This window comes from Streptomyces sp. NPDC033165 (assembly GCF_055577965.1).
Genome location: NZ_JBVIPK010000001.1, coordinates 860,031 through 883,544, shown reverse-complemented (window position 1 = coordinate 883,544; position 23,514 = coordinate 860,031). Strand labels below are relative to the sequence as shown.

Sequence of the window (23,514 nt, the reverse complement as noted above, 5' to 3'; positions counted from 1 at the left end):
CAGAGTGAGCCACGTCCAGTAGGCGGCATCGGCGAGGGTGGCGGCGTACTCCCCGAAGGGGGAGGTTGCCGCGCATCAGCGTCAGGATGTCCGCGGCGGCGAGGCGGGTGCGGTGCTCCAGCAGCCCCAGCAGCCCCAGCAGGCGCTCAGGCGCTCAGGCGCATCACCGTCCTCGGCCCCGAACGGCTCAGGGACGCCGCGGGCTGACGTCACCGAACCGTAAGACCACCAGCGCCCGGGAGATGGCGGGATGGATCTACAGTCACATCCATCCCGAGCACACAGGAGTCCTCCATGCGCGCCCGCACCCTCCTCCCAGCCGCCCTCACCGCCGCTCTGATCACCCTGACGGGATGCGGCTCCGGCAGCAGCTCCGACGACGCGGCGGAGGGCGCGTCCGCCTCGACCGCGTCGTCCCCGGCGCAGCCGCCCGCATCCGCCGGAACGGGTGAGAGCGGAGACACGGGGGCGCGGGTACCGCAGGCACTGCGGTTCACCGCGACCACGGTGGACGGCAAGCCCTTCGACGCCAAGACGCTGGCCGGCAAGCCGACCGTGCTGTGGTTCTGGGCGCCCTGGTGCCCCAAGTGCAAGGCGCAGGCCGCCGAGACCGCGAAGGTCGCCGCCGACTACGCGGGCAGGGCCAACGTCGTGGGCGTGGCGGGCCTGGACAAGAACGCGGCCATGAAGGGCTTCGTCGCCGACACCGGCACCTCGGCCTTCCCCCACCTCTCCGACGAGAAGGGCGAGGTCTGGAAGCGGTTCGAGGTCACCGAGCAGAGCCGCTACGTCATCCTCGACAAGGACGGCAAGACGGTTTATGAGGGCGTCCTGCCCGGAGGCGAGGGACTTGGGGAGAAGGTTGCCGGACTCACCGGCTGAACCCCATGTCCGACCTGCCCCTCGCCCTCGCCCTCACCGCTGGCATGCTCGCGGCCGTCAACCCGTGCGGCTTCGCCCTGCTCCCGGCCTACCTCTCCCTCCTCGTCCTCGGCGACGACACTCCCACCCGGACCGTCGCCATCGGCAGGGCCCTGACCGCCACCGCCGCCATGACCGTCGGCTTCGCCGCCCTCTTCGGCATATTCGGCCTCGCGATCCAGCCCGTCGCCGGACAGGTCCAGGAGCACCTGCCCTGGTTCACCATCGCCTTCGGACTGCTCATGGCCGCCGCCGGCGCCTGGATGCTGGCCGGACGCCAACTGCCTGCCCTGATGCCGAAAGTTCGCCGGGCCCCGGCCGTCACCCGCTCGGTCCCGTCGATGGCACTGTTCGGGATGGCCTACGCCACGGCCTCCCTGGGCTGCACCATCGCCCCGTTCCTCGCCATCGTCGTCTCCGCCTTCCGCAGCGGGTCCACGGCCGAAGGCACCCTCCTCTTCGCCGCGTACGCCGGCGGCATGGGCCTGATCGTCGGCGCCGCCTCACTGACCGTCGCCCTCACTCGCACCACCGCCGTCACACACCTTCGCCGGGCCGGTGCCATCGCCCCCCGCCTCGGCGGGGGACTCCTCCTCCTCGTCGGTGCGTATGTCGCGTACTACGGCTGGTACGAAATCCGCGTGCAGCGCGACCCCGCCACCGTGGACCCCGTCATCGAGGCGGCGGCCACTGTCCAGCGAGCGATCGCCGACAGCGTGGACGGCATCGGTCCGGCAGCGCTGGCCGCCCTGTTCGCGGCCCTGCTGATCGCGGCGCTGGCGTTCCGGCGACGCAGGGCCACACGCAAGCCCGCCGCTACGGACCTCGATTCATCTCGCGCCCCCGAAGACCCGGCCTGACCCGGCCGTGGGTGGCACAACCGGTCTCGGCGACGGTCTGCGGGCCGTCATGCGGAGCAGGCTCTGATCGTCACGTGGCGTTCTTGCGCAGGAAGGTCTCAAGCCGTTCGGTGAAGCCCGGTGCCGCGGCGACGAAGTGACCGGCGCCCGGAAGCACGCCGCGCTCCCCGCCGAGCGCAGCCGCGAGGGCATCGCAGATCCGCTCAAGCGCGGCCGCGTGGTCTCCGGACGCGACGAGCACCGGGACGCCGGCATCACGGATCACGTCGAGCCGCGGGCGCGCCTCGCTGGGCGGTCGGCCACCATGCGCCCGTCGAACACCGGCGACCACGCCTTCGGGGAGCGGGCCGTCGACCATGGGAGCACCCGTGAGCTGGAGGAACTCCCGCAGCTGGGCCGGGGCCGTATCCATGCCGCGGGCGAGGACCGTATCGCCGAGGTGTTCGAGCCGTGCCACCTCGGGGTCATCAGGGACGAGGTAGTTGAGCGGTGGCTCGATCAGGGTGAGCGAGCGCACGCTGCCCGGCGCGGCAGCGGCCGCGGCCAACGCCCCGAGGGCGCCGTAGGAGTGGGCCACCACGTGGGGCCGACCGACGAGCAGCGGGGCCAGGTCCAGGGCGTCCACCGCGAAGTCCTGACGTCTCCGCGGTGGTGGGCTCGGCGGATAGCCGCGGCGATGAACGTACGCCAGTGTCCACCGGTCGGCCAGTGGAGCGACAGGGCCCCACGTCGTCCGCGGGCTCGCACCGCCATGCACCAGCAGGATCTCCGGCCCGGAGCCATCCCGTACCACCACGATCTCGCTCATGGGGCGAGCGTAGCGGCGTGCCGTGAACACCCCTGTCCCCGGGCGGTGTTGTGTGTGGTGTCCGGTGGGCGGGGTCTGGCTACGGGGTGGGCGGGGGGCGGGTGCCGGTGTTCCGCCTGGGTGGGTAATCGATCGGTTCGGCTTCCCAGTGCCAGTCTTCCCCTCGGTGGACGGCCCGGCCGGGAACGGGGTTGGGTCCGCCGTCGCGGCCGGCGTGCCAGTGGATGAGGGCGATCACCGCGCTGAGGAAGAGGACCATGCCGAGGGCGGCCCACGCGGCCGGGTCGCCTTCGGCGAGCCGTGGCCCGCCTGTGGTCCAGAGGTGGCGTCCGAGCCGCCAGGCCGCCATCACCAGCACGTACCCGAGCCCGAGGGCGAAGGGCAGGAGGACCAGCCCGACGCCCAGACAGCCTTTGTCCACGCTCCCGCGTCTCATCGCAGCCCCCTTGTCGCCCCGCCCGCCGCTGGGCGTGGCCAGGGCGGGGCATACCCGGTCCGGGCGGGCCCGACACCGGGCACCGGCACGGCTTGCACCGACGCTGACCCGGGGCGTGCATGACTGCCCCGGGGCTCGGTCGATCCGCAGGAGCTGCGAACGCCCGTCGGGGCCCGTGCGGTCGGTGGGAGGATGCGGGGAGGGCCGGAGAGGGGCGGGAGAGCGTGGGGCGTGGCGAGCGGGACACAGTCGCCAGGGGAGCGCGACTGTACGAGGCGGCGCAGGCGGTGGCCGGTGACCACGGACGGGCAGTGGAGGCGGTACGCGCGGCACTGAAGCCGATCCACGACGCGGCGGTGAAGCGGGAACTCGACGCCATTCCCGTCGCCCGGCTTCAGGACGTCACCGAAGGGCGGCTGCGGCTGGGGAGCGTCGAGAAGAGCGGACTGCGCACCCTGGGCAGTGTCCTCGAAGCGGGCCCCTACCGGCTGCGGCAGATTCCCGGTGTCGGGCAGCGCACCGTCGACCAGCTGCTCGCCGCCGCCCGACGGCTTTCCGAGGCTGTGCACGAGACCGTGGCCGTCCACATCGACGTGGACCGGCCGGAACCGCGTACCACCGCGCTCGTCGTGGCCCTGCACGTCCTGGTGGAGGCGGGTCCGGACGCCCGGCGTGCGGTCGACAAGGCCACCGACCTGGCGGAACGGCTCGGTCCGTTGCTGGCCGGCGCGAGGCCCGCCGCCAGCAGGGTCCGGATGCTTCTGGCCGGCCGGGAGAAGAAGGCCCGGGCGTCGGCGGCGGTCGCCGAGACCCGGTCGCTCGTGGACGAGGCGGAGCGGGCCGGTCTGCCCGAGCTGCTCGCCCAGGCGTCGGTGGATCTGCTTCGGGGGCTCTCGTCCGACGTCGCGGCCTGGGTGGACTTCGAACTCCGCTCCGCCGAGTACTACAGCCTGCTCGCCGAGATCTCCGGGCGGCGGCCGGACGCGGCTGCCGCAGAGGGCTTCCTGCCGGACGAGATCGCGGAGCGGGTACGGACCCAGCACCTCGACGACACCCACCGGCGGGTCTCCCTGCGCGGTTACCAGGCGTTCGGCGCACGGTTCGCTCTTGCGCAGCGCAAGGTGATACTCGGCGACGAGATGGGCCTCGGGAAGACCATCCAGGCGATCGCCGTCCTCGCCCACCTGGCCGGCGAGGGAAAGAGTCACTTCATGGTCGTCTGCCCGGCGAGCGTCCTCGTGAACTGGACGCGGGAGATCGAGGCCCGCAGCGCCCTGCGCGTCATGGTGCTCCACGGCCCCGACCGGCACTACGCGTTCGCCGACTGGAAGGGGCGGGGCGGCGTCGGGGTGACCACGTTCGACGCGCTGCGCGGCTTTCCCGCACCGGGCGGCGGGGAGGTCGGCCTGCTGGTGGTCGACGAGGCGCACTCCGTGAAGAACCCGAAGACCAAGCGGTCCCAAGCGGTCGGCCTGTGGGCGGAGCGCTGCGAGCGCACCCTTTTCATGACCGGGACCCCGATGGAGAACAGGGTCGTGGAGTTCCGCAACTTGGTCCGGATGCTCGACGGCGACGTCGCGGACTCCCTCGGCGAACGGGACGCGCTGGCCGGATCGGTGGCCTTCCGCAAGGCCGTGGCCCCGGTCTACCTGCGGCGCAACCAGGAGGACGTGCTGACGGAACTCCCGAGCCTCCAGCAGACCGATGAGTGGGAGGAACTGAGCCCATCGGACGAGGAGGCGTACCGCGAAGCCGTGCGCGCGGGCAACTTCATGGCCATGCGCAGGGCCGCGTACATGCGCCCCGAGAAGTCGGCCAAACTGGACCGGCTCCGGGAGATCGTTCGGGAAGCCGCCGAGAACGGGCAGAAGACGGTGGTCTTCTCCAATTTCAAGGACGTACTCGGCGTTGTGCAGGAGGCCCTCGCGGCCGCAACCACCGGGGCCACTCCCGTGCTCGGTCCGCTGACGGGAAGCGTCCCGGCCGGGCGTCGCCAGGAGATCGTCGACGAGTTCGCCGGGGTCCGGGGCCCCGCGGTGCTCCTGGGGCAGATCCAGGCAGCGGGCGTCGGCCTCAACATGCAGGCCGCCTCCGTGGTCGTCATCTGCGAACCCCAGATCAAGCCGACCGTCGAGCATCAGGCGGTGGCCCGGGCCCACCGTATGGGCCAGGTCAGGCCCGTTCGCGTGCACCGTCTCCTCGCCACGGGGGGCGTGGACGAACGCATGGTGGAGATGCTGGAGGCCAAGACGCGCCTGTTCGACGCCTACGCCCGCCGCAGCGCCGTGGCCGAAGCCACCCCGGACGCGGTCGACGTGTCGGACACCGAGCTGGCGCGCCGGATCGTCGAGGAGGAACAGGCTCGTCTCGGTATGACGGACGAGAGGCTCATGCCGACCGAGTGAACCGGGCGCAGTCGGGCAGTGGGGACGCCCACCCGCCGGAACCGGGAGCAGAGGATCACCCGGGGCACCGCCGGTTTCGCACGGATGTACGCATGAGCGGTTCCGGCCGGTGTCCGGAGGGTAGATTGGTGTATAGGTCCCCTTGGGGAGGCTGATTCGATGCCGTGGCTTGCTTGGCTGCTCGCCGCCGCGGCGCTCGGCGCCGCGGAGTTCTTCACCCTGACGCTGGTCTTCGGGTTGCTGGCCGGAGCCGCGCTGGTCGCGGCTGTCGTGGCCGGTGTGGGCATCGGCCTTCTCGGCCAGCTGGTGGCGCTCGGGCTGGCAGCGGCAGCAGGCCTCCTCGTCGTCCGTCCCATCGCCCTGCGGGCCATGGCGCAGTCACCCCTCACCCACGAGGGCAGCGACGCGCTGATCGGCAAGCGGGCCGAGGTCGTGCAGGAGGTCACCGCGACCCACGGGCTGATCAAGGTCTCCGGTGAGGAATGGTCCGCCCGTGCTCTCGACGAAACCCATGTGATCCCGGTGGGAGCACTGGTGGACGTCATGGAGATCGAGGGCGCCACCGCCATCGTGTACCCCCGCGAGCTCCTTCCGTGAACGGCGGGACACGAGCGAAGGAGGAAGCATGGATCCGGTTGTCATCCCGATTCTCGTGGCCGTGATCGTCGTCGTCTTTCTTGTCGCCGCCACCGTGCGGATCGTTCCGCAGGCGCGCCGCTACAACATCGAGCGGTTCGGCCGGTACCGCCGGACGCTCCAGCCCGGTCTGAACTTCGTCATGCCGGTCGCGGACCGGGTCAACACCAAGCTCGACGTGCGTGAGCAGGTGTACTCGTCCGACCCCAAGCCGGTGATCACCGAGGACAACCTCGTGGTGAACATCGACACCGTGCTCTACTACCAGATCACTGATCCGCGGGCGGCTGCCTATGAGGTCGCCGACTATTTGCAGGCGATCGACCAGCTCACGGTGACCACCCTGCGTAACGTCATCGGCAGCATGGACCTGGAGGCGACCCTCACCTCCCGCGAGGAGATCAACGCCCGGCTCCGTGCCGTCCTCGACGACGCGACCGGCAAGTGGGGCATCCGGGTCAACCGCGTCGAGATCAAGGCCATCGATCCGCCGAACACCATCAAAGAGGCGATGGAGAAGCAGATGCGTGCCGAGCGTGACAAGCGCGCGGCCATCCTCCACGCCGAAGGGGAGCGGCAGGCCAAGATCCTCACCGCGGAGGGTACGAAGCAGAAGGACATCCTGGAGGCACAGGGCACGCAGCAGGCCATGATCCTGCGGGCGGACGGTGAGGCGAAGGCGGTGGAGCTCGTCTTCAAGTCCGTCCACCGCAACAACGCCGACGCGAAGGTTCTCGCCTACAAGTACCTGGAGACGCTCCCGCACCTCGCGAAGAGCGAGAACAACACGTTCTGGGTGATCCCCGGCGAGCTGACCGAGGCGGTCCGCGCCGTGACCAGCGCCTTCGGCGACCAGTCGAACACGGGTCTTCCTCCGTCCGCCGAGGATGACGAGGCGGCCGCCTCGGGCGAGGGCGCCGCGCCGGAGCTGGAGGCCGCCTCGTCCCTGTCGCTGGACGCCGCCGAGGCCGCCAACGAGGTCGCCATGCAGGCCGCCGCCGCCGTGAGCGACGCGAAGGCCGAGGCCGAGGCCGTGGGGGAGGCCCGCCTGCCCCAGAAGAAGAATTCCAAGGGGCGGACCTCCGGCGACGGCGACGGTGAGTGAGGGAGGGGCCACTCGGGCCTCTTACCGGTACGGGTTCGGGCACGGCTGAGCGTCCCTCCCGCCGGGCGGTGCGCCCAGACCCGCTGCCGGGTGAGCGCACCGCCTCCCTCTGTCACGGAGATCACGGAGGTCACGGAGCGATCAAGTGCCCCAGGTCCTTCGCGTACTTCTCGATGAATGCCGGGGAGAGCTGCGGGATAGCGCCCGTCGGGCCCAGACCCGCCTCCTTCACCGCGGCCTGGAAGCGGGCGGACGGAATGGCCGATCCGCTGATGACGGGCTCCGGAGTCCGGTGTGCGTCGAGCAGCGGAAGGATCGAGTGCTTCCGCTGCGACTCCGGAGCCGCGCGCAGCGCCGTTTCGAACCTCGCGAGCCAGTCGTCGTAGTCCTCGACCCGGTCGATGCGGTGACCGGCCTCGTTCAGCCAGTCGACGAAGGTGTCCAGCGAGATGCCGTCGTCGTGCGGGTTCACCAGGCTGTAGGTCCGGTACCCCGCCCGTGCCTCGCCTCCCAGCGTCACCACGGCCTCGGCGGTGAAGTCGACCGGGAGGCCGTCGTAGTGGGCGCGTGGGCGGCGGTCCGTGCCGTCGGTCTCGTAGAAGGAGCGCGGGGCGATGCCCGTGACGACGAGGCTCAGCAGCAGCCGCGTGAACATGTCGGTGACGTTCAGCTGCCCCGCGTAACCGGTGTGCGCCAGGATCATGTTCGAGCGGAACGTCGTGACCGGGAGGCCGTACAGGTCGTGCGCCTCCCGCAGCAGCACCTCACCGGCCCACTTGCTGGTCGCGTAGCCACTGGCGTAGCCGTCGTCGACCGGCTGGTCGGGGAGGGCGACGCGGACGTCGGAGTCCTCGTCCAGGGCCCCGCCGGGCAGCGATGCCGCGACCGCCACGCTCGATATGTACGTGAACGGCTTCAGCCGGCCCGTGAGTCCCAGGCGGATCAGCTCGGCGGTCCCGACCACATTGGCGTCGAAGAGGTGGTTGTAGGGCAGCACGTGGTTCACCAGAGCGCCGGCGTGGACGATCCGGTCCACCTCGCCGGACAGCCGCTGCCACACCTGCTCGTCCAGGCCGAGCCGGGGCTCCGCCATGTCGCCCGCCAGCACCTCCAGGTGGTCGCGGGCCAGGTCCTGGAACGTCCGGGCGGGCTCGCCGTCCCCGGCCCCGTCCTGGTCGCCGAAGGCCTCCACCAGCCGCGCCAGGGCCGCGGCGTCGTCCGTCCCGCGCACCACGCAGATCAGCTTGCCGCCCACCGGGGCCAGCCGCCGCAGCCACTCCAGGCAGAGGAACCGGCCCAGATAGCCGCTCGCCCCCGTGAGCAGCACGGTGCGCGGTTGCCCCACGGTCCGCAGCAGGGCCGGGGCGGCGGCCCGCGTCTCCTCGTCGATGAACTTGTCGAGGGTCAGGTCCACAGCCCGGACCCGTGTGCTGCCCTCCGTGTGGACCGACGCGAAACTCACCCGCCCGGGACCTGCCGCGAGCTTCTCCTCCACATAGCCCGCGATCCGCCGCAGGTCGGTGCCGCGACTGATGATCACGTCCACGGGGACGCGGACGCCGAAGATGTCGTAGAGGAGATCGGAGAAGGTCACCGCGGACATGGAGTCCCCGCCGATCTCCCGGAAGCGCGTACCGGGGCCGATCCCGGACGTCGCGGTGGACAGCAGCGCCTGGGCCGCCCGCTGCACCGTCTCCAGCACCGGCCGGTCCTTGCCGCCGCGGCGTACGTCGCGCAGCTCGTCCTTCTCCCTGGAAGCGATGGCGGAGTAGGTCTCCTCCAGAGCCGGGCGGTACTTCTCCAGGAGCTGGGGGCGCAGGAGCTTGCGGTGGTCGGAGAGCAGGCCGTTGCCCTGGCTGAACGGCTCGGTCTCGATCAGGAAGTCGCGCGGTATCTCGTAGGAGTTCAGCCCGACCTCCTTCGCGATCTCCTGGAACGACTCCCCGAGGAGCTTCTTGAGCGTCGTCTCGTCGTCGCCGGACTGCTCCAGGGCGTCCGCGGTCGGGACGACCACCGAGAGCAGGTAGGACCGCTCGCTGTTCCCGTACACGAATATCTGCCGGACCAGCGGGCTGACCGCGAAGACCGCCTCCAGGCGGGAGGTGGCGACGAACTCGCCCTGGGACAGCTTGAGCACGTTCTTGCGCCGGTCCAGGACGACATGACGTCCCGGCTCGATCTCCGCGACGATGTCGCCCGTACGGTAATAGCCCTCCTCATCGAATATCTCGGCGTTGAGCTCCGGCCGCTTGTAATAGCCGGGCACCATCGCCTCGGTCTTGAGGAGGAGTTCACCCCGGGGGTGCGGTGAATCGGTCCGGTAGTAGCCGAGTTCCGGTACGTCGACGAGTTTGTGGTCGATGACCGGGGGCTTCAGGAGCTTTCCGTCGACCGAGACGGCGGCGGCCTCGGTGGAACCGTAGATGATGTGCACCTCGATCCCCAGCAGGGATTCGGTGAATTCCTTCAGCTCGGCGGAGAGCGGGGCCGATCCGCAACTGGCCCATCCCACACGGCCGCCCAGGACATTCTCGCGAATGTCCTTCCTGACCTCGGCCTCGATCCGCTCCAGGTCTCCGTCGCCGCCCTTGGCCGACCGGCGGTCGAGCTCGCTCTGGTACTTCTGGAAGAGCATTTCGCACACGCGCGGAACCAGCGACATTTCCGTGGGCCTCGCCAGCGCCATGTCCTCCAGGAAGGAGGACAGATCGCTGTTCGCCGTGAAGTACGTGGTGCCGCCGCGGGCCAGGGTGTTCTTCAGCGAGGAATGGCCGGCGACATGACTCATCGGCATGTAGTGGAGGTTCGCCGCGTGCTCGTCCGAGAACAGCTGCGACCAGGCCCCGCCCCACATGGCCCGGGCCAGCCGCTCGGTGTACATGGCGCCCTTGGGGGTTCCCGTGCTGCCCGAGGTGTAGATGAGCATGGCGAGCGGGTCCTCGTCGCCCTCGATGTCGAACAGCGGCGCCTCGGGGAGCTCGGCCCCTCGTGCGCGTACGTCCCCCAGGAGGTCGATGACCGGCCCGCGCCCGTGCTCCGCCAGGCGATCCCGGGCCGCGGTGAACCGGTCGGACTGATCGTCTACCTCCGGTACGTAGTCGAACAGCACCAGGCGCCGCACCGACGGGTTCGCCAGGGCCAGTTCGACCGCCGTTTCCAGGCGCTCGATGCTCGTCGCGACGACGACCGGCTCGGTCTCCTCGACGATGGCGTTCAGCTGTGACACCGCGGAGCTGGTCTGGAGAGGAACGCTGACCGCGCCGAGATGGGCGCAGGCGAGATCGACCGTCGTGTAATCGATGCTGGCGAAACCGAGAATCGCCACCCGGTCCCCGGCCCGCACCGCGTAGGGGCTGCCGTCGTGGTGCCAGGCGCTCGCCACCGAACGGACCCGCTGCCAGAGTTCACCGTAGGTGGTCGTCTCGTACCGGGGCAGCAGGCCGATACGGGTACGGCCCGTACCGGCTTCCTCGACGAGTTCCTTCGCGCGTTCCCCGAGGGCGGGGCGTTCGGCGAACTGCTCCATTATGTCGGCCATCACTCGCGCAAGTCGCATGATGAATCTCCGTATCGCATCACTGGATTACGCCGACTCTTGACGTCGGACGCTTGAGGCCGGACGAACAGGGAATCGCCCCGCGGGGCGCGGCCGGCGAAATCCCCTCCCCATCGCCCAGGGCGCGCCGTGATGCTAGGCGGGGCCGAACCGAACATTCGAGCCCATGAGTTGGAGTCCGTCAGGTCCGCCCTGGGCGATCCGCCGAACGGCAGGAGCCGGGGCGGGGGGCGCCGTCCACCTGACGGACTATGTTCCGCCGGGTTGTCCGTCGGCCGCCGTGGCTCAAGAGTGATACCCGTCCGAGAGATGGTCCCGGTCGGCCGGCGGTGCGAGAAGCGCCGGATTTCCACGTCTGAGCTGAGCAATGGATACGCGGCTCAACATCCCGGGATCTCCATGGGCTTTCATGCCGGAAAAGAACTCTCCGGCCGAAAGCCGCCGAAGGGCGCGCGACATCGCCATCCGCATCTGCATCCGCATGTGCTTCCGCGTCCGATTCTGCGCCTGCTTTTCCGTGCTCCTTGGCGCACCACCAGGTCTGTCGACAGCCGGACCGCCCGTGTCCGGCCCACGCGAGGGAACCCAATGATCGACATAGTCTCTTATCTCCGTTCCATGCCCGCACTCCAGCAGCCCGACTGGGAAGGCCACCCCGAGCTCGAAGCGGTCCGCACGGACCTGAGCCGGATGCCCGCCCTCGTGGACGCCGAGGCGGCGCAGCGGCTGCGCACCCTGCTCATGGAGGCAGCGGCGGGCCGCCTCCAGATCGTCCAGGCAGGTGACTGTGCGGAGGACCCCGCGGAGGCGACTCCGACGGACGTCCGGCGCAAGGGCGCGCTGCTTGACGTCCTCGCCGGGACGATGCGCCTGGCCTCAGGGCTGCCGGTGCTGCGGGTCGGCCGGATCGCCGGGCAGTACGCCAAGCCCCGCTCGGCGGCCGTCGAGAAGGTGGACGGGCAGGAACTCCCCGTCTACCGCGGCCACATGGTCAACCGCCCGGAGCCCGACGCCGAGCTGCGCCGCCCCGACCCCCGGAACCTGCTGTCCGGGTACCGCTCCGCCAGCGACATCATCCACTTCCTGGGCTGGCGTGGCACCGAGAGCAGGACGGACCTCGACGTACCCGTCTGGACGAGCCACGAGACGCTGCTGCTCGACTACGAACTCCCGCTGCTGCGCCGCGAGTCGGACGGCTCGCTGCTCCTCACCTCCACCCACTGGCCCTGGGTGGGGGAGCGCACCCGGCAGCTCGACGGCCCGCACATCGCGCTGCTCGCCGCCGTCTCCAACCCCGTCGCGGTCAAGGTGGGGCCCACGATGACGCCGGACGAGCTGCTGGCCCTGTGCGACCGGCTCGACGCCCAGCGCCAGCCCGGTCGGCTCACGCTCATCTCGCGGATGGGCGCGGACCACGCGGCCCGCACCCTTCCCGCGCTGGTCAAGGCGGTTCACGACGCGGGGCACCCCGTGCTGTGGCTGTCGGACCCCATGCACGGCAACACGGTCAGCGGCCCGGACGGGACCAAGACCCGCCTCGTGAAGACCGTGGTCCAGGAGGTCGTGAACTTCCAGGAGGCCGTCACGCAGAACGGCGGGGTGGCCGCCGGGCTGCACTTGGAGACCACTCCGGAGGCCGTGGTCGAGTGCGTGCGCGACGAGGCCGAGCTCGGGCGGCTGGGTGAGAAGTACCTGAGCTTCTGCGACCCGCGGCTCAACCCCCAGCAGGCGGTCGAGGTCGTCTCCGCCTGGCGCGGATAGCCCTCCCCGTACCCCCCTCACACATCCCGTCACCACTCGCCACTCACCACTCACCACGGAAAGGACGCGACTTCCCGTGCCTCAGATACCGCCCGTCGAGCCCTACCCCATGCCGGCGGAAGGGGACCTCCCCGACAACACCGTGAGCTGGGTGCCCGACCCGGACCGGGCCGTGCTGCTCCTCCACGACATGCAGGAGTTCTTCCTCAGGCCCTTTCCCCGCACCGGCGAACCCGGCGGCGCCCTCGTCTCCAACGCCGCCCTCCTCAGGGACCGCTGCGCCGAGCTGGGCATCCCCGTCGCCTACACCGCCCAGCCCGGCGGCATGACCACGCAGCAGCGCGGTCTGCTCCGCGACTTCTGGGGGCCGGGGATGAACCCCACCCCGGAGGACCGCAGGATCGTCCCCGGGCTCGAATCCCGGCCGGGCGACTGGGAGTTCACCAAGTGGCGGTACAGCGCCTTCCACCGGTCCGACCTGCTGGAGCGCATGCGCTTCCACCGGCGCGACCAGCTGATCGTCTGCGGTGTCTACGCGCACATCGGCGTCCTGATGACCGCGGTGGACGCGTACACCCACGACATCCAGCCCTTCCTGGTGGCCGACGCCGTGGCCGACTTCTCGGCCGACGACCACCGCCTCGCCCTGGACTACGTCGCGCGGCGGGCCGGCCGGGTGCTCACGACCAAGACCGCGCTCGGTGAGCTCGGCGAACCCGGCGAGTCAGGAGCCGGCCGGTGAACGCGCAGTCCGTACCACCTCACCCCACGGGGAAGACCATGGCTTCAGTACACGAAACCCCCGACCTCCTGGCGCGGATTCTCGACGGCGGCGCCGACGACTTCGCCCTGCTCCACAGGCCGGAGCAGGCCGGGGCCGACACCCTGGAGATCCTCCTCGGCGAGGTGACCGAGGTCGCCGCGCTCAGGGACCTGCCGCTCGCCGAGGACCCGCCGCCCGGTGCGGGACACGACCTGCTGGTCATGATCCCGTACGGGCAGATCACCGAGCGGGGGTACCAGGCCCGCGCCGACGGCGAGTCCCTGCTCTCCATGGCCGTACGGGAGCAGGCCGCGGTGCCGCTCGGCGCGACGCTGTCCCGGCTCCCGGGCGGGCCGGTCAAGTTCGTCGACGGACGGTTCGACGTGCCCGACGAGGAGTACGCGGACATCGTGCGCCGCGTGATCGACACCGAGATCGGTACCGGAGAGGGGGCCAACTTCGTCATCAAGCGCTCCTTCGTCGCCCAACTGCCCGGCTTCTCGCGGCAGGTGGCCCTGGCCGTCTTCCGGCGGCTCCTGGAGCGCGAGTCCGGTGCGTACTGGACGTTCCTCGTGCACACGGGCGGGCGTACGTTCGTCGGCGCCACGCCCGAGCGGCACATCAGCGTGCACGGCGGAGTGGCGGTCATGAACCCCATCAGCGGCACCTACCGCTATCCCGCCGACGGCCCCTCCCTGGACGGCGTCCTGGAGTTCCTCGACGACCGGAAGGAGACCGACGAGCTCTACATGGTCGTCGACGAGGAGCTGAAGATGATGGGGCGCGTCTGCCCCTCGGGCGCCCGGCTGGTCGGCCCCTACCTCAAGGAGATGGCACGCCTGGCCCACACCGAGTACTTCATCGAGGGCACGACCGACCGGGACGTCCGCGACATCCTCCGCGAGACGCTGTTCGCCCCGACGGTGACCGGCTCCCCGCTGGAGAGCGCGGCCAAGGTGATCCGCCGCTACGAGCCCGTCGGGCGCGGCTACTACAGCGGGGTCGCCGCCCTCATCGGGCGCGACGCCGCGGGGGGCCGCACGCTCGACTCCTCGATCCTCATCCGTACCGCCGACATCGACGCCTCGGGGCGGATGAGCATCGGGACGGGCGCGACCCTGGTGCGCCACTCGGACGCCCAGTCCGAGGTGCGCGAGACCCGGGCCAAGGCGGCGGGGCTGCTCGCGGCGCTCGGTGAACCCGAGCCCCTCCGCTTCGGCGCCCACCCCGCCGTCCGCACGGCGCTCGACCGGCGGAACGAGGGGATCGCCGACTTCTGGCTGCGCGATCCGGGCGGCCACTCCGGGCAGGAACAGCCCCTGGCGGGGCTGCGGGTCCTGGTGGTGGACGCGGAGGACACCTTCACCGAGATGATCGCCCACCAGGTGCGCTCCCTCGGGTGCGAGGTCACGGTGCGCCGCTTCGACGAGCCCTACGACGTGACCGCGCACGACCTGGTGATCCTGGGGCCCGGGCCGGGCGATCCGCGCGAGACGGACCACCCCAAGATCGCCCATCTGCGGGACGCCGTCACCGGGCTGCTGGCGGAGCGCCGGCCCTTCCTGGCCGTCTGTCTGAGCCACCAGGTGCTCAGCACGGTCCTGGGCCTGTCCCTGCACCGCAGGCCGGTCCCCAACCAGGGCGTCCAGCACGAGATCGACTGGTTCGGCGGGCGTGCGCGGGTGGGCTTCTACAACACCTTCGCCGCGCACGCCGAGGAGGACGGGTTCGACCACCCCGAGCACGGGCCGGTGCGGATCAGCCGCGATCCGGAGACCGGTGAGGTCCACGGTCTGCACGCCCGCGGCTTCGCTTCCATGCAGTTCCACGCCGAGTCCGTGCTGACCCAGAACGGCCCCGGGGTCATCGCCGCACTCCTGGAGAGCCTGGCCGCCGCACGCGTCGGCTGACCGGCCGCTCCCGGGCCCGGCGCAACGGCCGGGCCCGGGAGCCGCCGCAGTTCACGCGGCCTGCCCAGCGGGCCGCCGCACTCCGCACGGATACACGGACAGACGGATACTTGGAGCCCACGCATGTCCTTTCACGACCAGACTCTCGCCTCGGCGACCTCCGACGCGGCACCGGCCGCGGTGGTGGCCGAGCTCATATCGCTGCTCGCCGACGTGCTGAAGGTGCGGCCCGAGCAGCTCGATCCGGGGCTGACGTTCCGCTCGATGGGCATCGGGTCCGTAGCGACCCTCCAGTTCGTCTCCGTGGTCAACGCCCATTACGGAACCGGCCTCAAGCCCACGGCCCTGTTCGCCCACCCCACGCTGCTGGCGTTCGCCGGGCAGGTGGCACGTGAGGCCGGTGTCGTGGAGGAAGGTGAGCAGGCGCCCCCGGAGTCCGCCACTTCCGGCACGCCCGACGCCACGCAGGACATCCTCGGCTTCCTGCGCGAGCGTCTGGCGGGGATCCTGGGCTGCGAGCCGGCGGCCCTGGACCCCTCGGCCCCCTTCAACCTGCTGGGTGTCGACTCCATCCGCGGCGCGAAGTTCGTCGCCGCCATCAACGACGCCTACGGCATGAACGAGCCCGCCGTCACCCTGCTCGACCGCCCCGGGCTCGCCGCGATGGCCGCTCATATCGCGCGCGTCGCCAAGGCGGAGGGGCCGCCCGCCGCCGACGGCCCGGCGGCCGACGAAGAACTGGGCGCGCTCCTCGACGCGGTGCGCGCGGACCGGCTTTCGGTGGACGAGGCGCTCACGCGGCTGCCTCACCAGGCGTGAACGGGCGGCAACGATGGACGAACGCGAAATACTCACCCGGTTCAAGGCCGGACTCCTGGAGCGCGAGCAGGCCGTGTGGCTCCTCGCGGAACGGCGAAGGGCACCCGGACGCGGAACGGACGGCGGCTTCCCGGCCCCGGCGCCCGCCTCCCCGGCCCCGGTATCTGCCTCCCCGGCCCCGGCGTCCGGTGCGGCGGCGGCCCCGGTGTCCGGTGCGGCGGCCCCGGTGTTCCTGCCGCTGCCCGGCGGGGCCCATGAGCCCATCAAGCTCTGGTACTGCTCCAACGACGAGCTCGACTCCGCACTCGCCGTCACCCTGGCCCGGCACTGGCTCGACGAGGAGGAGCAGGAGACCGCGAGCCGCTTTCTGTTCGAACACGACCGGCGGCAGTATCTGGTCGCCCACGCCCTCGTTCGGCGCGTACTCGCGCTGGAGAGCGGCCTGCCCGAGGCGGAAGCCGTGATCTGGCGGTCCGCACGGGGGCGGCCGTTCCTGGAGCGGCCCCCCGTCGGACTGCCGCGCGGCGGACAGGAGCTGGACTTCAACCTGTCCCATGCCGAGGGCCACAACCTGCTCGGCGTGGTGCGCAGCCACCGGATCGGGGTGGACGTGGAGCGCGTCGACCGCGGTGAGCAGGGGCTCGACGCGATCATCGAGACCTTCGCGCAGGACGAACGGGACTGGGTGGCGCGGGCTGCGCCGGGCCGTACCCGGGACTGCCGGACCCTGCGGCTGTGGACGCTGAAGGAGGCGTACTCCAAGGCGCGCGGGCTGGGCCTCGGGCTCCCCTTCGACAGCTTCTCCTTCACCCTGCACGAGGAGCGCGGGGTCCTGGCGTTCAGGCCGCCCGAGTCCGAAGCCGCCCTGCCGTGGCGGTTCCTGGAGCTCGAACCCGAGCCCGGTGTGCTGGCGGCCGTGGCACTCCTCGCCGACGCCGCCGTACCCTCCGTCCTCCAGCTGCACCGCGGCTTCCCCTGGAGCCGGAAGGCGCCGGAGCTGCTGGGGCTGCCGGAGCCGGTCGCCGGCCGCTGACGCGGCACGGGCGGTGGCGGGCCGCACGGGGAACGGCCGTGCGGCTCAGGACTTGTCGCCGCGCCGCGGGCTGAGATCGATACGGGGCAGGGTCCCGGGCGTGGCGATCCCCGGGAGCAGCAGCCGCCACATCTCGACCGTGCGCTCCGGCAGGTCCTTCCGGCCGTTCACCAGCTGTGCGTACAGCTGGACGCCGGTGCACGCGCTGACGACGAACTCGGCCACCCACCTCGGGTCGACCCCCGGCAGCAGCTCCCCGCTGTCCCGGGCATCGCACAGGCACTGCTCCATGACGTCCCGCCACTGGAGGTAGGGGGAGATGTCGTGGACGCCGAAGCTGCCCTGCTCCACCGAGAGCCGTACACCGGCGCGCAGCAGCGGGTCCTTCAGGAGCTGGTGCGACCACACCCGGGTGATGTCCACGATGCGCTGCAGGCCCTGGGTGTCGAGGTGCGGCTCGATGCTCTCGGGCTGCGCCATCATGACCGCCCTCGCGATGCCTTCCTTCGACTCGAAGTGGAAGTACAGCGCCCCCACCGTCAGCCCTGCCCGCTTCGCGATCTTGTTGAGCCCCGTCCCCGCGTAGCCGGCCGCGTCGAACTCCTCCGCCGCCGCGCGCAACAGCAACTCACGTGTGCGCAGCGCACGGTCCTGCATCTGACGTTCCATGTTCGGGCTCCGTTCGCCGGTAAAGTCTGGACAAAAAAAAGAATCATCCTTATTTTATCTCTCGGGGTCCCGGTCGTCCAGGCAGGTGCGCCCCGTACCATCCGTGCGCTTTGTGCCCATACCTCTCATGCCTCTCTACCCGGGGGAGTATCCGTATGCCAAGCACCGCCACCGCCACCGTCACCCTTGCCCCGCCCGTCGAGTTCGTCGCGGGGGAGCTCGTTCACAAGGCCCGCCCCGGATCGGTGCTGCTCACCGGTCTGCGGCCCGACGGAAGTGACGGGTACGTGGTCTCGGCCCACTGGCCCGAGGTGCACGAGTACTACGCGACCGGGGGGACCGCGCTCGACCTGCTCCTTCTCACCGAGACGGTGCGTCAGTCCTTCCCTCTGCTGTGCCACAGCGCCTACGGCGTCCCCCTCGGGCATCACCTGCTCTGGGACACCTTCGGTTACGAGCTGACCCCGGCAGCCCTGGCCCCGGGCGAGGGGAGCGGGCCCGTCGAACTCCACGTCACCTGCCTGGAGTCGACCCGTCGCGGCAGCCGGGCGGCGGCGCTGACCCTGCTCATATCCGTGGTCCGGGGCGGGCGGCTGCTCGCCGAGTGCACCACGCGCCTGACCGTGCAGTCCCCGGCCGTCTACCGGCGACTGCGGGCGGGCCGCGGCACCCCCGAAGCCGTCACCGCCCTGCCCGCCGCCCCCATCGCGCCGATCGCGCCGTCCGTCCTGGGGCGCATCCGGCTGCGCGATGTCGTCCTCAGCCCCGCGGTGGGCCAAGGCCGGTGGCGGCTGCGGGTGGACACCACGCACCCCCTCTTCTTCGACCACCCCCTCGACCACGCCCCGGGTCTGCTCCTCCTGGAGGCCGCCCGCCAGGCCGCCCTGATGCTCCCTTCCGACCACCCCCAGTCCGTGACGGGCATGGAGACCTCCTTCACCCGCTACGTCGAGCTCGACGCTCCGTGCCGGATCGAGGCGCGCCCGCTGGACCCGGACCCGGAGGGCCACCGCCGTACGGTCGTCTCGCTGTGGCAGGACGAGGTCGAGTGCTTCACCGCCACGGTGCGGCTCGCCCGGAAGGCGGGCCCCGGGCCCGGGGCCCTCGTGCGGGCGGGCGGGGCCGTCATTCCGTTCCCCCGGTAGGGGGCCGTTCCTCCCGGTGGGGGTTCGCGGGAACGTCCACCGGGGGGGGCACCCTCATCCCGTCCTTTTGATACGGCAGCGGGGGGGGGGGGGGGGGGGGGGGGGGGGGGGGGGGGGGGGGGGGGGGGGGGGGGGGGGGGGGGGGGGGGGGGGGGGGGGGGGGGGGGGGGGACGTCTACTCCCCCCCCCCCCCCCCCCCCCCCCCCCCCCCCCCCCCCCCTCCCCCCCCCCCCCCCCCCCCCCCCCCCCCCCCCCCCCCCCCCCCCGCTGCCGTGGTGTGAACCGCCGGGCGTCAGGCGGCGGTCCAGCCTCCGTCCACCGGCATCGCGACGCCCGTGACGAACGAGGCCTGATCGCTGCAGAGCCAGGCGGCGTTGCGCGCGATCTCCTCCGGTTCGGCCATCCGTTTCTGGATGGAGCGCCCGACGAAGTCCTCCTCCAGCGAGGGTGTGTCCTTCAGTACCTGGTCCATCATCTCGGTGCGCGTGCTGCCCACCACCAGGGCGTTCACGCGGACCCCGCGCCGGCCGTACTCGGCCGCCGCCGCCCGGGTCAGCCCCAGGACCGCGTGTTTGGCCGCCACATAGGCGGAGGACGCGCCCGTGGCCTGCACGCCCGCCACGCTGGAGGTGTTGACGATCGACGCCGGGCGGCCGGAGCCGAGCATGGCGGGGATCTGGTGGCGCATGCAGTTCCACACGCCCCTGACGTTCACGGCCATGATCTGTTCGAAGACCGAGCCGTCCGTCTCGTGCAGCAAGCTGCCGGACGTCGCGTATCCGGCGTTGTTGAAGGCGCCGTCCAGCCGGCCGAAGCGTGCCACCGCCTCGGTGACGACCCGTTCCACCTCGCCCTCCCGGGTCACGTCCCCCACGGCGACCATCGCGCGCCCCCCGCCCGCGGCTATCCGGTCGGCGAGCTCGCGCAGCCGGTCCTCGCGCCGCGCCATGAGCACCACGGTCGCGCCCTCGTCGGCGAACACGCGCCCCGCCGCCGCCCCGATCCCGCTGGATGCCCCCGTGATCATCATGACTCTGTCCCGCAGCAAGCCTGTGTCCCTAGTCATGCCGAGATCCCCACTCCCCATGGACTGCTTCTGACCCCCCAAGGGCAGCCCTCACGGGCGGCCCCCTGGACAGGAAAAGAATAATGGTTCTTATGTATTTTTACTAGCGGGGTCCGGCTCGGGCGGGCGGATGGCTGAGATGCCGTACAGGAGCAGGTCGCAGAACTGGGTGAAGCGCACCCTGGCGGCCTCGGCCTCCTCGGGTCCCGCGCCGTCGCCCCGGGCGTGCACCTCTGTCCCGGCGGCCAGCCGCAGGGCCATCTCCGCCACCGTCTCCGGGGTGACGCCGGCCCTCAACTGGCCTTCCTCGCCCGCGCTGCGGAACATCTCCCGTACCGGCCGGAGCCAGGAGTCCGACCAGTCGCCGGCCCCCGGGATCTCGCTGGAGAGCCGTACGGCTGCCCGTGCCACGACATCGCGGTGGAGCAGTTCGAGCAGGGCCAGGAGCAGTAGGTGGGCCCTGCGCAGGGGGGTCACCGGGAGCTCGGTCACCTCGCTCACCCGCTCCTCGATGCGGGCGAGGCCGAGCTCCCCGAGCTCGGCGAGGAGCTGCCCTTTCGTGGGGAAGTGGAAGGTCAGCGCACCCGTCGTGACGCCGGCCTCGCGGGCGATGCGGTGCATGACCATGCTGCCGTAGCCGTGCCGGTCGATCTCCCGTGCGGTGGCGTCCAGCAGAGCGCCGCGCGTCAGCAGGGACCTCTCCTGCTGTTTCGCCGGCCTCCTTCCCGTTCCGTCCGGTGCCACCGTGACCTCCCACTCCTGGTTCGCTGATCAACTCCCTACGCTCCCCGCGTCATCCGCCGTTCACAACGCCGAGTTGACGAACTTGCACCCGGAAGGCATCCTCGCTCTTCAAAAGAATAAGAATGATGGTTATGTTTTGGATGTCGCCGGCAGCCACCGCCGGCCAGGAGCCTTCAAGGAGCCAGTCATGTCTGCACAGGCCGCGGCGGTCCTCGACGCGCCGGAGAGCGCGCGGCGCGCAGGGCCGGAGGGCCTGACCGCCTATGCGGAGCGGGTCTTCGGGTATCTGCCCCGCAGCGACCAGCGCCGCTGGGCGGACGCCTATCTCAGAGGACTGCTGACCACGCCCGGGCGCAAGACCGTGCGGCGCATGGCCCGGACGCTGGACCTGCCCGAGAGCGCGCCGCAGGCGCTGCAGCAGTTCATCAGTGCCAGCCCCTGGGAGTGGGCGCCCGCGCGGGTGGAGCTGGCCCGGATCGCGGCCGGACTGCTGCCCGACGCCGTCTGGGCGGCCAGGCCCGTGCTGCTGCGCAAGCGGGGGAGCCATTCGGTGGGGCTGCGCGCGGGCATCCTCCCGGGTTCCGGCCGACGGGTGAACTGCCAGGTCGGCATCGGCCTGTTCCTCTCCGGTGGCGGCCGCAGCGTCCCGGTCGGCTGGCGCCTCCTCCTCGACGACACCTGGTGCGAGGACCCCGAGCGGCGCCGCCGCGCGCGGATTCCGGACGCGGTGACGCCCCGGCCCGCCTGGGCCCTTGTGCTGGAGATGGTGGAGCAGTTCGCCGCCGCGGGGGTGGCCGAGTCCGCGCCCGTGGTGCTCGGCCGCGACTTCGCCCCCGGCGTCCACCAGGTGGCCTCCCAACTCGCCTGGCAGAACCGGGACTTCGTCCTGGAGGTGCCGCCCGGGCAGCCACTCTCACCGGTGTCCCCCCGAGGGGCGGCCCCGTCCCCGGTCACCGCTTCCCCGGGCGACGCGGCGGCTCTCGTGGCGGCGCACTGCCGGCGGACCGCCTCCGCGCTGCCCGGGCGGGCGCAGCTGTTCTCCACCGCCGTACGTCTCCTCCCGTCACGCCCCCCGGCAACCGCCGTGCACCAGTCGCACCGGCTCGTCGCGGAGGTCGCCACCGCGCCGAAACGGCCCTCCCGGTTCTGGATCACCTCGCTCCACGACGCACCGCCGACCACCGTGCGCGGGCTCGCGCACCGCACCGTCCTGACCGATGTGGCGGTCCGGGACGTGCAGACCGAGCTCGGGCTCCTGGACTTCGAGGGCCGTTCCTTCCCGGGCTGGCATCACCACATGACGCTGGCCTCCGCCGCCTACCTCTACCGCCAACTGCGTGGCGCGAGCACGCCGCAGGGGTGGCCCGTCGGTCCCTGACCGCACCCGGGGCCTGCCGTGGGGCCTGCCGTGGCCGAGGTGTCGCTCAGCCGGACACCGCGCCGTCCTGCCGTCGATCCCTCCGGGGGCTCCGCCCTCGGGCAACAGTGAGGAAGCCCATGATTGACCACTGCCCGCCCGCTGTCCGTACCGGTCACGCCCTGCCGGTTCCGCCTCCCTCCCCTTCCCGCGACCTGGTCCTCGCCGAGCTGGCCTCCAGGGTCTTCGCCTCGCTGCCCCGCAGCGACCAGCGCCGCAAGGGCCTCCAGTATCTGGACGGACTACTGACCGTCCAGGGGCGCAAGTCGATCCGCAACATCGCCAAGCTGCTCGGAACCCAGGCCTCCGAGCAGAACCTGCACCACTTCATCAGCGACTCCACCTGGGACTGGGTGCCCATCCGCCGGGCGCTGGCCGAAGCCGTGGACGCGGCCCTGCCGACCCGGGCCTGGGTAGTAAGACCCATGACCATCCCCAAGGCCGGACAGAACTCCGTGGGGGTGGGCCGGCACTTCTCCCCGGCGCTCGGGCAGACCCTGAACGCGCAGCGCGCCATCGGCGTCTGGGCGACGTCGGAATCCGCGGGCGTACCGGTCAACTGGCGGCTACAGCTGCCTTCCTCGTGGCACACCGACGACGCCCGCCGCAGTCAGGCGGCGGTCCCTGAGGGTACGAGCGCGGAGAGCCTGCACGGCTGCGCGGTCGAGGCGTCCCGGGAGACCCAGCTCGGCTGGGGGCTGCCGGTGCGGCCCGTCGTCTTCGACCTGGACGAGGCGTCCGAGCCGCTCCTGAAGACGCTGGCCACCACGCACGTTCCGCTCATGGCGAGGGTGGGCGGGGACACCCTGCTCACCGTGACCGACCGGGTCATGTCGGGGCGGGAGCAGAGCACGCTCCCCGCACACCGGATCATGGCCATGGCCGGGAACATGCGGCGACCGGTGCCGGGCAGGCGCCCCCTGTCGGGAGTGGTGAAGGGCATGCCCCTCGCCGCCGCCGTACGCGTCGAACTCCCCTCGTATCCCCGAGGTTCCGAACACCGGCAGCTGGTGCTCCTGGGCGTGGGCGACTACGGCAGCCGCTGGCCGGCCGAGCTGTGGCTGTCCAACCTCACCACGGTCCCCATGGAGTACCTGGCCAGGCTGCGGCAGCTCACGGACCGGGCGGCCCATGACGCCGAGGTGGTGGCCGACCGCGTGGGCATCCGGGACTTCACCGGGCGCTCCTTCAACGGCTGGCACCGGCACGTCACGCTCGCCTCGGCCGCCCACGCCGTCACCATCCTGGGGGACCGCACCTCGCATCTGCCGTACATCGCGGGCTAGTTATCGAAGTCCGGCTTGGGCCCCCACCCACGGGCCCATAAGTTGGAGCGGCAGCCGAGGAACGGCCCGGCCCCCCACCGGCACCCCGCCGCCGGGCCCGTCCGGCGCACACGGTCCGCCGCGGCGTTCTCCGCAGCGGGGACCGGCCCGAGGCAGGGGAAGAACCCCCGCACC

The 23,514-nt window shown here is 71.5% G+C and carries 19 protein-coding genes; 13 read left to right on the top strand and 6 right to left on the bottom strand.

Going from position 1 to position 23,514, the window contains the following annotated elements:
- The first annotated feature begins 294 nt into the window (after positions 1-294).
- Both ACZ5WC_RS04175 and ACZ5WC_RS04170 read left to right on the top strand, forming a co-directional pair.
- Complete coding sequence (locus ACZ5WC_RS04175) at positions 295-882, top strand: redoxin domain-containing protein (RefSeq protein ID WP_468539370.1); 588 nt, start codon at positions 295-297, stop codon at positions 880-882.
- Between the two features lie 5 nt (positions 883-887).
- Positions 888-1,781: a cytochrome c biogenesis CcdA family protein gene (locus tag ACZ5WC_RS04170; protein ID WP_468539369.1), complete on the top strand. Its 894-nt coding sequence runs from the start codon at positions 888-890 to the stop codon at positions 1,779-1,781.
- A gap of 70 nt (positions 1,782-1,851) precedes the next feature.
- On the opposite strand, the gene ACZ5WC_RS04165 is transcribed toward ACZ5WC_RS04170, so the two are convergent.
- Positions 1,852-2,589 carry an alpha/beta fold hydrolase gene (locus ACZ5WC_RS04165; protein ID WP_468539368.1) on the bottom strand — a complete coding sequence of 246 codons (738 nt, stop codon included), beginning with the start codon at positions 2,587-2,589 and terminating at the stop codon, positions 1,852-1,854.
- A gap of 79 nt (positions 2,590-2,668) precedes the next feature.
- Complete coding sequence (locus ACZ5WC_RS04160; RefSeq protein WP_468539367.1) at positions 2,669-3,025, bottom strand: hypothetical protein; 357 nt, start codon at positions 3,023-3,025, stop codon at positions 2,669-2,671.
- 224 nt (positions 3,026-3,249) lie between these two features.
- On the opposite strand from ACZ5WC_RS04160, the gene ACZ5WC_RS04155 reads away from it, so the two are divergent.
- The 3 genes from ACZ5WC_RS04155 to ACZ5WC_RS04145 all read left to right on the top strand — a co-directional run bounded on the left by ACZ5WC_RS04155 (position 3,250) and on the right by ACZ5WC_RS04145 (position 7,171).
- Entirely contained in the window at positions 3,250-5,430 is a 2,181-nt protein-coding gene (locus ACZ5WC_RS04155) for a DEAD/DEAH box helicase (RefSeq protein ID WP_468539366.1), read from the top strand.
- Between the two features lie 159 nt (positions 5,431-5,589).
- Entirely contained in the window at positions 5,590-6,027 is a 438-nt protein-coding gene (locus tag ACZ5WC_RS04150) for an NfeD family protein (RefSeq protein ID WP_468539365.1), read from the top strand.
- Between the two features lie 28 nt (positions 6,028-6,055).
- The gene (locus tag ACZ5WC_RS04145) at positions 6,056-7,171 is read left to right on the top strand and encodes an SPFH domain-containing protein (RefSeq protein WP_468539364.1); all 1,116 of its coding nucleotides are present in this window, start codon (positions 6,056-6,058) and stop codon (positions 7,169-7,171) included.
- A gap of 130 nt (positions 7,172-7,301) precedes the next feature.
- On the opposite strand, the gene car is transcribed toward ACZ5WC_RS04145, so the two are convergent.
- Positions 7,302-10,742, bottom strand: a complete 3,441-nt coding sequence (gene car, locus ACZ5WC_RS04140; protein WP_468539413.1) for a carboxylic acid reductase — start codon at positions 10,740-10,742, stop codon at positions 7,302-7,304.
- A gap of 603 nt (positions 10,743-11,345) precedes the next feature.
- Here car and ACZ5WC_RS04135 point away from each other — a divergent pair.
- The 5 genes from ACZ5WC_RS04135 (at position 11,346) to ACZ5WC_RS04115 (ending at position 17,013) form a co-directional block, all read left to right on the top strand.
- Entirely contained in the window at positions 11,346-12,488 is a 1,143-nt protein-coding gene (locus tag ACZ5WC_RS04135; RefSeq protein WP_468539363.1) for a 3-deoxy-7-phosphoheptulonate synthase, read from the top strand.
- Between the two features lie 76 nt (positions 12,489-12,564).
- On the top strand, positions 12,565-13,230 hold the full coding sequence (locus ACZ5WC_RS04130; RefSeq protein ID WP_468539362.1) for an isochorismatase family protein: 666 nt from the start codon (positions 12,565-12,567) through the stop codon (positions 13,228-13,230).
- A 38-nt stretch (positions 13,231-13,268) separates the two neighbouring features.
- Complete coding sequence (locus tag ACZ5WC_RS04125) at positions 13,269-15,161, top strand: anthranilate synthase family protein (protein WP_468539361.1); 1,893 nt, start codon at positions 13,269-13,271, stop codon at positions 15,159-15,161.
- 123 nt (positions 15,162-15,284) lie between these two features.
- Positions 15,285-15,980, top strand: coding sequence for an acyl carrier protein (locus ACZ5WC_RS04120; RefSeq protein WP_468539360.1), 696 nt, complete (start codon positions 15,285-15,287; stop codon positions 15,978-15,980).
- 13 nt (positions 15,981-15,993) lie between these two features.
- On the top strand, positions 15,994-17,013 hold the full coding sequence (locus ACZ5WC_RS04115) for a 4'-phosphopantetheinyl transferase family protein (RefSeq protein WP_468539359.1): 1,020 nt from the start codon (positions 15,994-15,996) through the stop codon (positions 17,011-17,013).
- Between the two features lie 45 nt (positions 17,014-17,058).
- Here ACZ5WC_RS04115 and ACZ5WC_RS04110 read toward each other — a convergent pair whose 3' ends face one another.
- Positions 17,059-17,682 (bottom strand): ScbR family autoregulator-binding transcription factor, encoded by a 624-nt coding sequence (locus ACZ5WC_RS04110; protein WP_468539358.1) that lies wholly within the window; start codon positions 17,680-17,682, stop codon positions 17,059-17,061.
- Positions 17,683-17,837: 155 nt separating this feature from the next.
- Between ACZ5WC_RS04110 and ACZ5WC_RS04105 the strand changes: the two genes are divergently transcribed.
- On the top strand, positions 17,838-18,827 hold the full coding sequence (locus ACZ5WC_RS04105; protein WP_468539357.1) for a ScbA/BarX family gamma-butyrolactone biosynthesis protein: 990 nt from the start codon (positions 17,838-17,840) through the stop codon (positions 18,825-18,827).
- Positions 18,828-19,119: 292 nt separating this feature from the next.
- Here ACZ5WC_RS04105 and ACZ5WC_RS04100 read toward each other — a convergent pair whose 3' ends face one another.
- Both ACZ5WC_RS04100 and ACZ5WC_RS04095 read right to left on the bottom strand, forming a co-directional pair.
- On the bottom strand, positions 19,120-19,854 hold the full coding sequence (locus ACZ5WC_RS04100; protein WP_468539412.1) for an SDR family NAD(P)-dependent oxidoreductase: 735 nt from the start codon (positions 19,852-19,854) through the stop codon (positions 19,120-19,122).
- A 129-nt stretch (positions 19,855-19,983) separates the two neighbouring features.
- Positions 19,984-20,637 (bottom strand): TetR family transcriptional regulator, encoded by a 654-nt coding sequence (locus ACZ5WC_RS04095; RefSeq protein WP_468539356.1) that lies wholly within the window; start codon positions 20,635-20,637, stop codon positions 19,984-19,986.
- A gap of 187 nt (positions 20,638-20,824) precedes the next feature.
- Between ACZ5WC_RS04095 and ACZ5WC_RS04090 the strand changes: the two genes are divergently transcribed.
- Entirely contained in the window at positions 20,825-22,015 is a 1,191-nt protein-coding gene (locus tag ACZ5WC_RS04090; RefSeq protein ID WP_468539355.1) for an IS701 family transposase, read from the top strand.
- Between the two features lie 119 nt (positions 22,016-22,134).
- Positions 22,135-23,340: an IS701 family transposase gene (locus ACZ5WC_RS04085; protein WP_468539354.1), complete on the top strand. Its 1,206-nt coding sequence runs from the start codon at positions 22,135-22,137 to the stop codon at positions 23,338-23,340.
- The last annotated feature ends 174 nt before the right edge of the window (positions 23,341-23,514 follow it).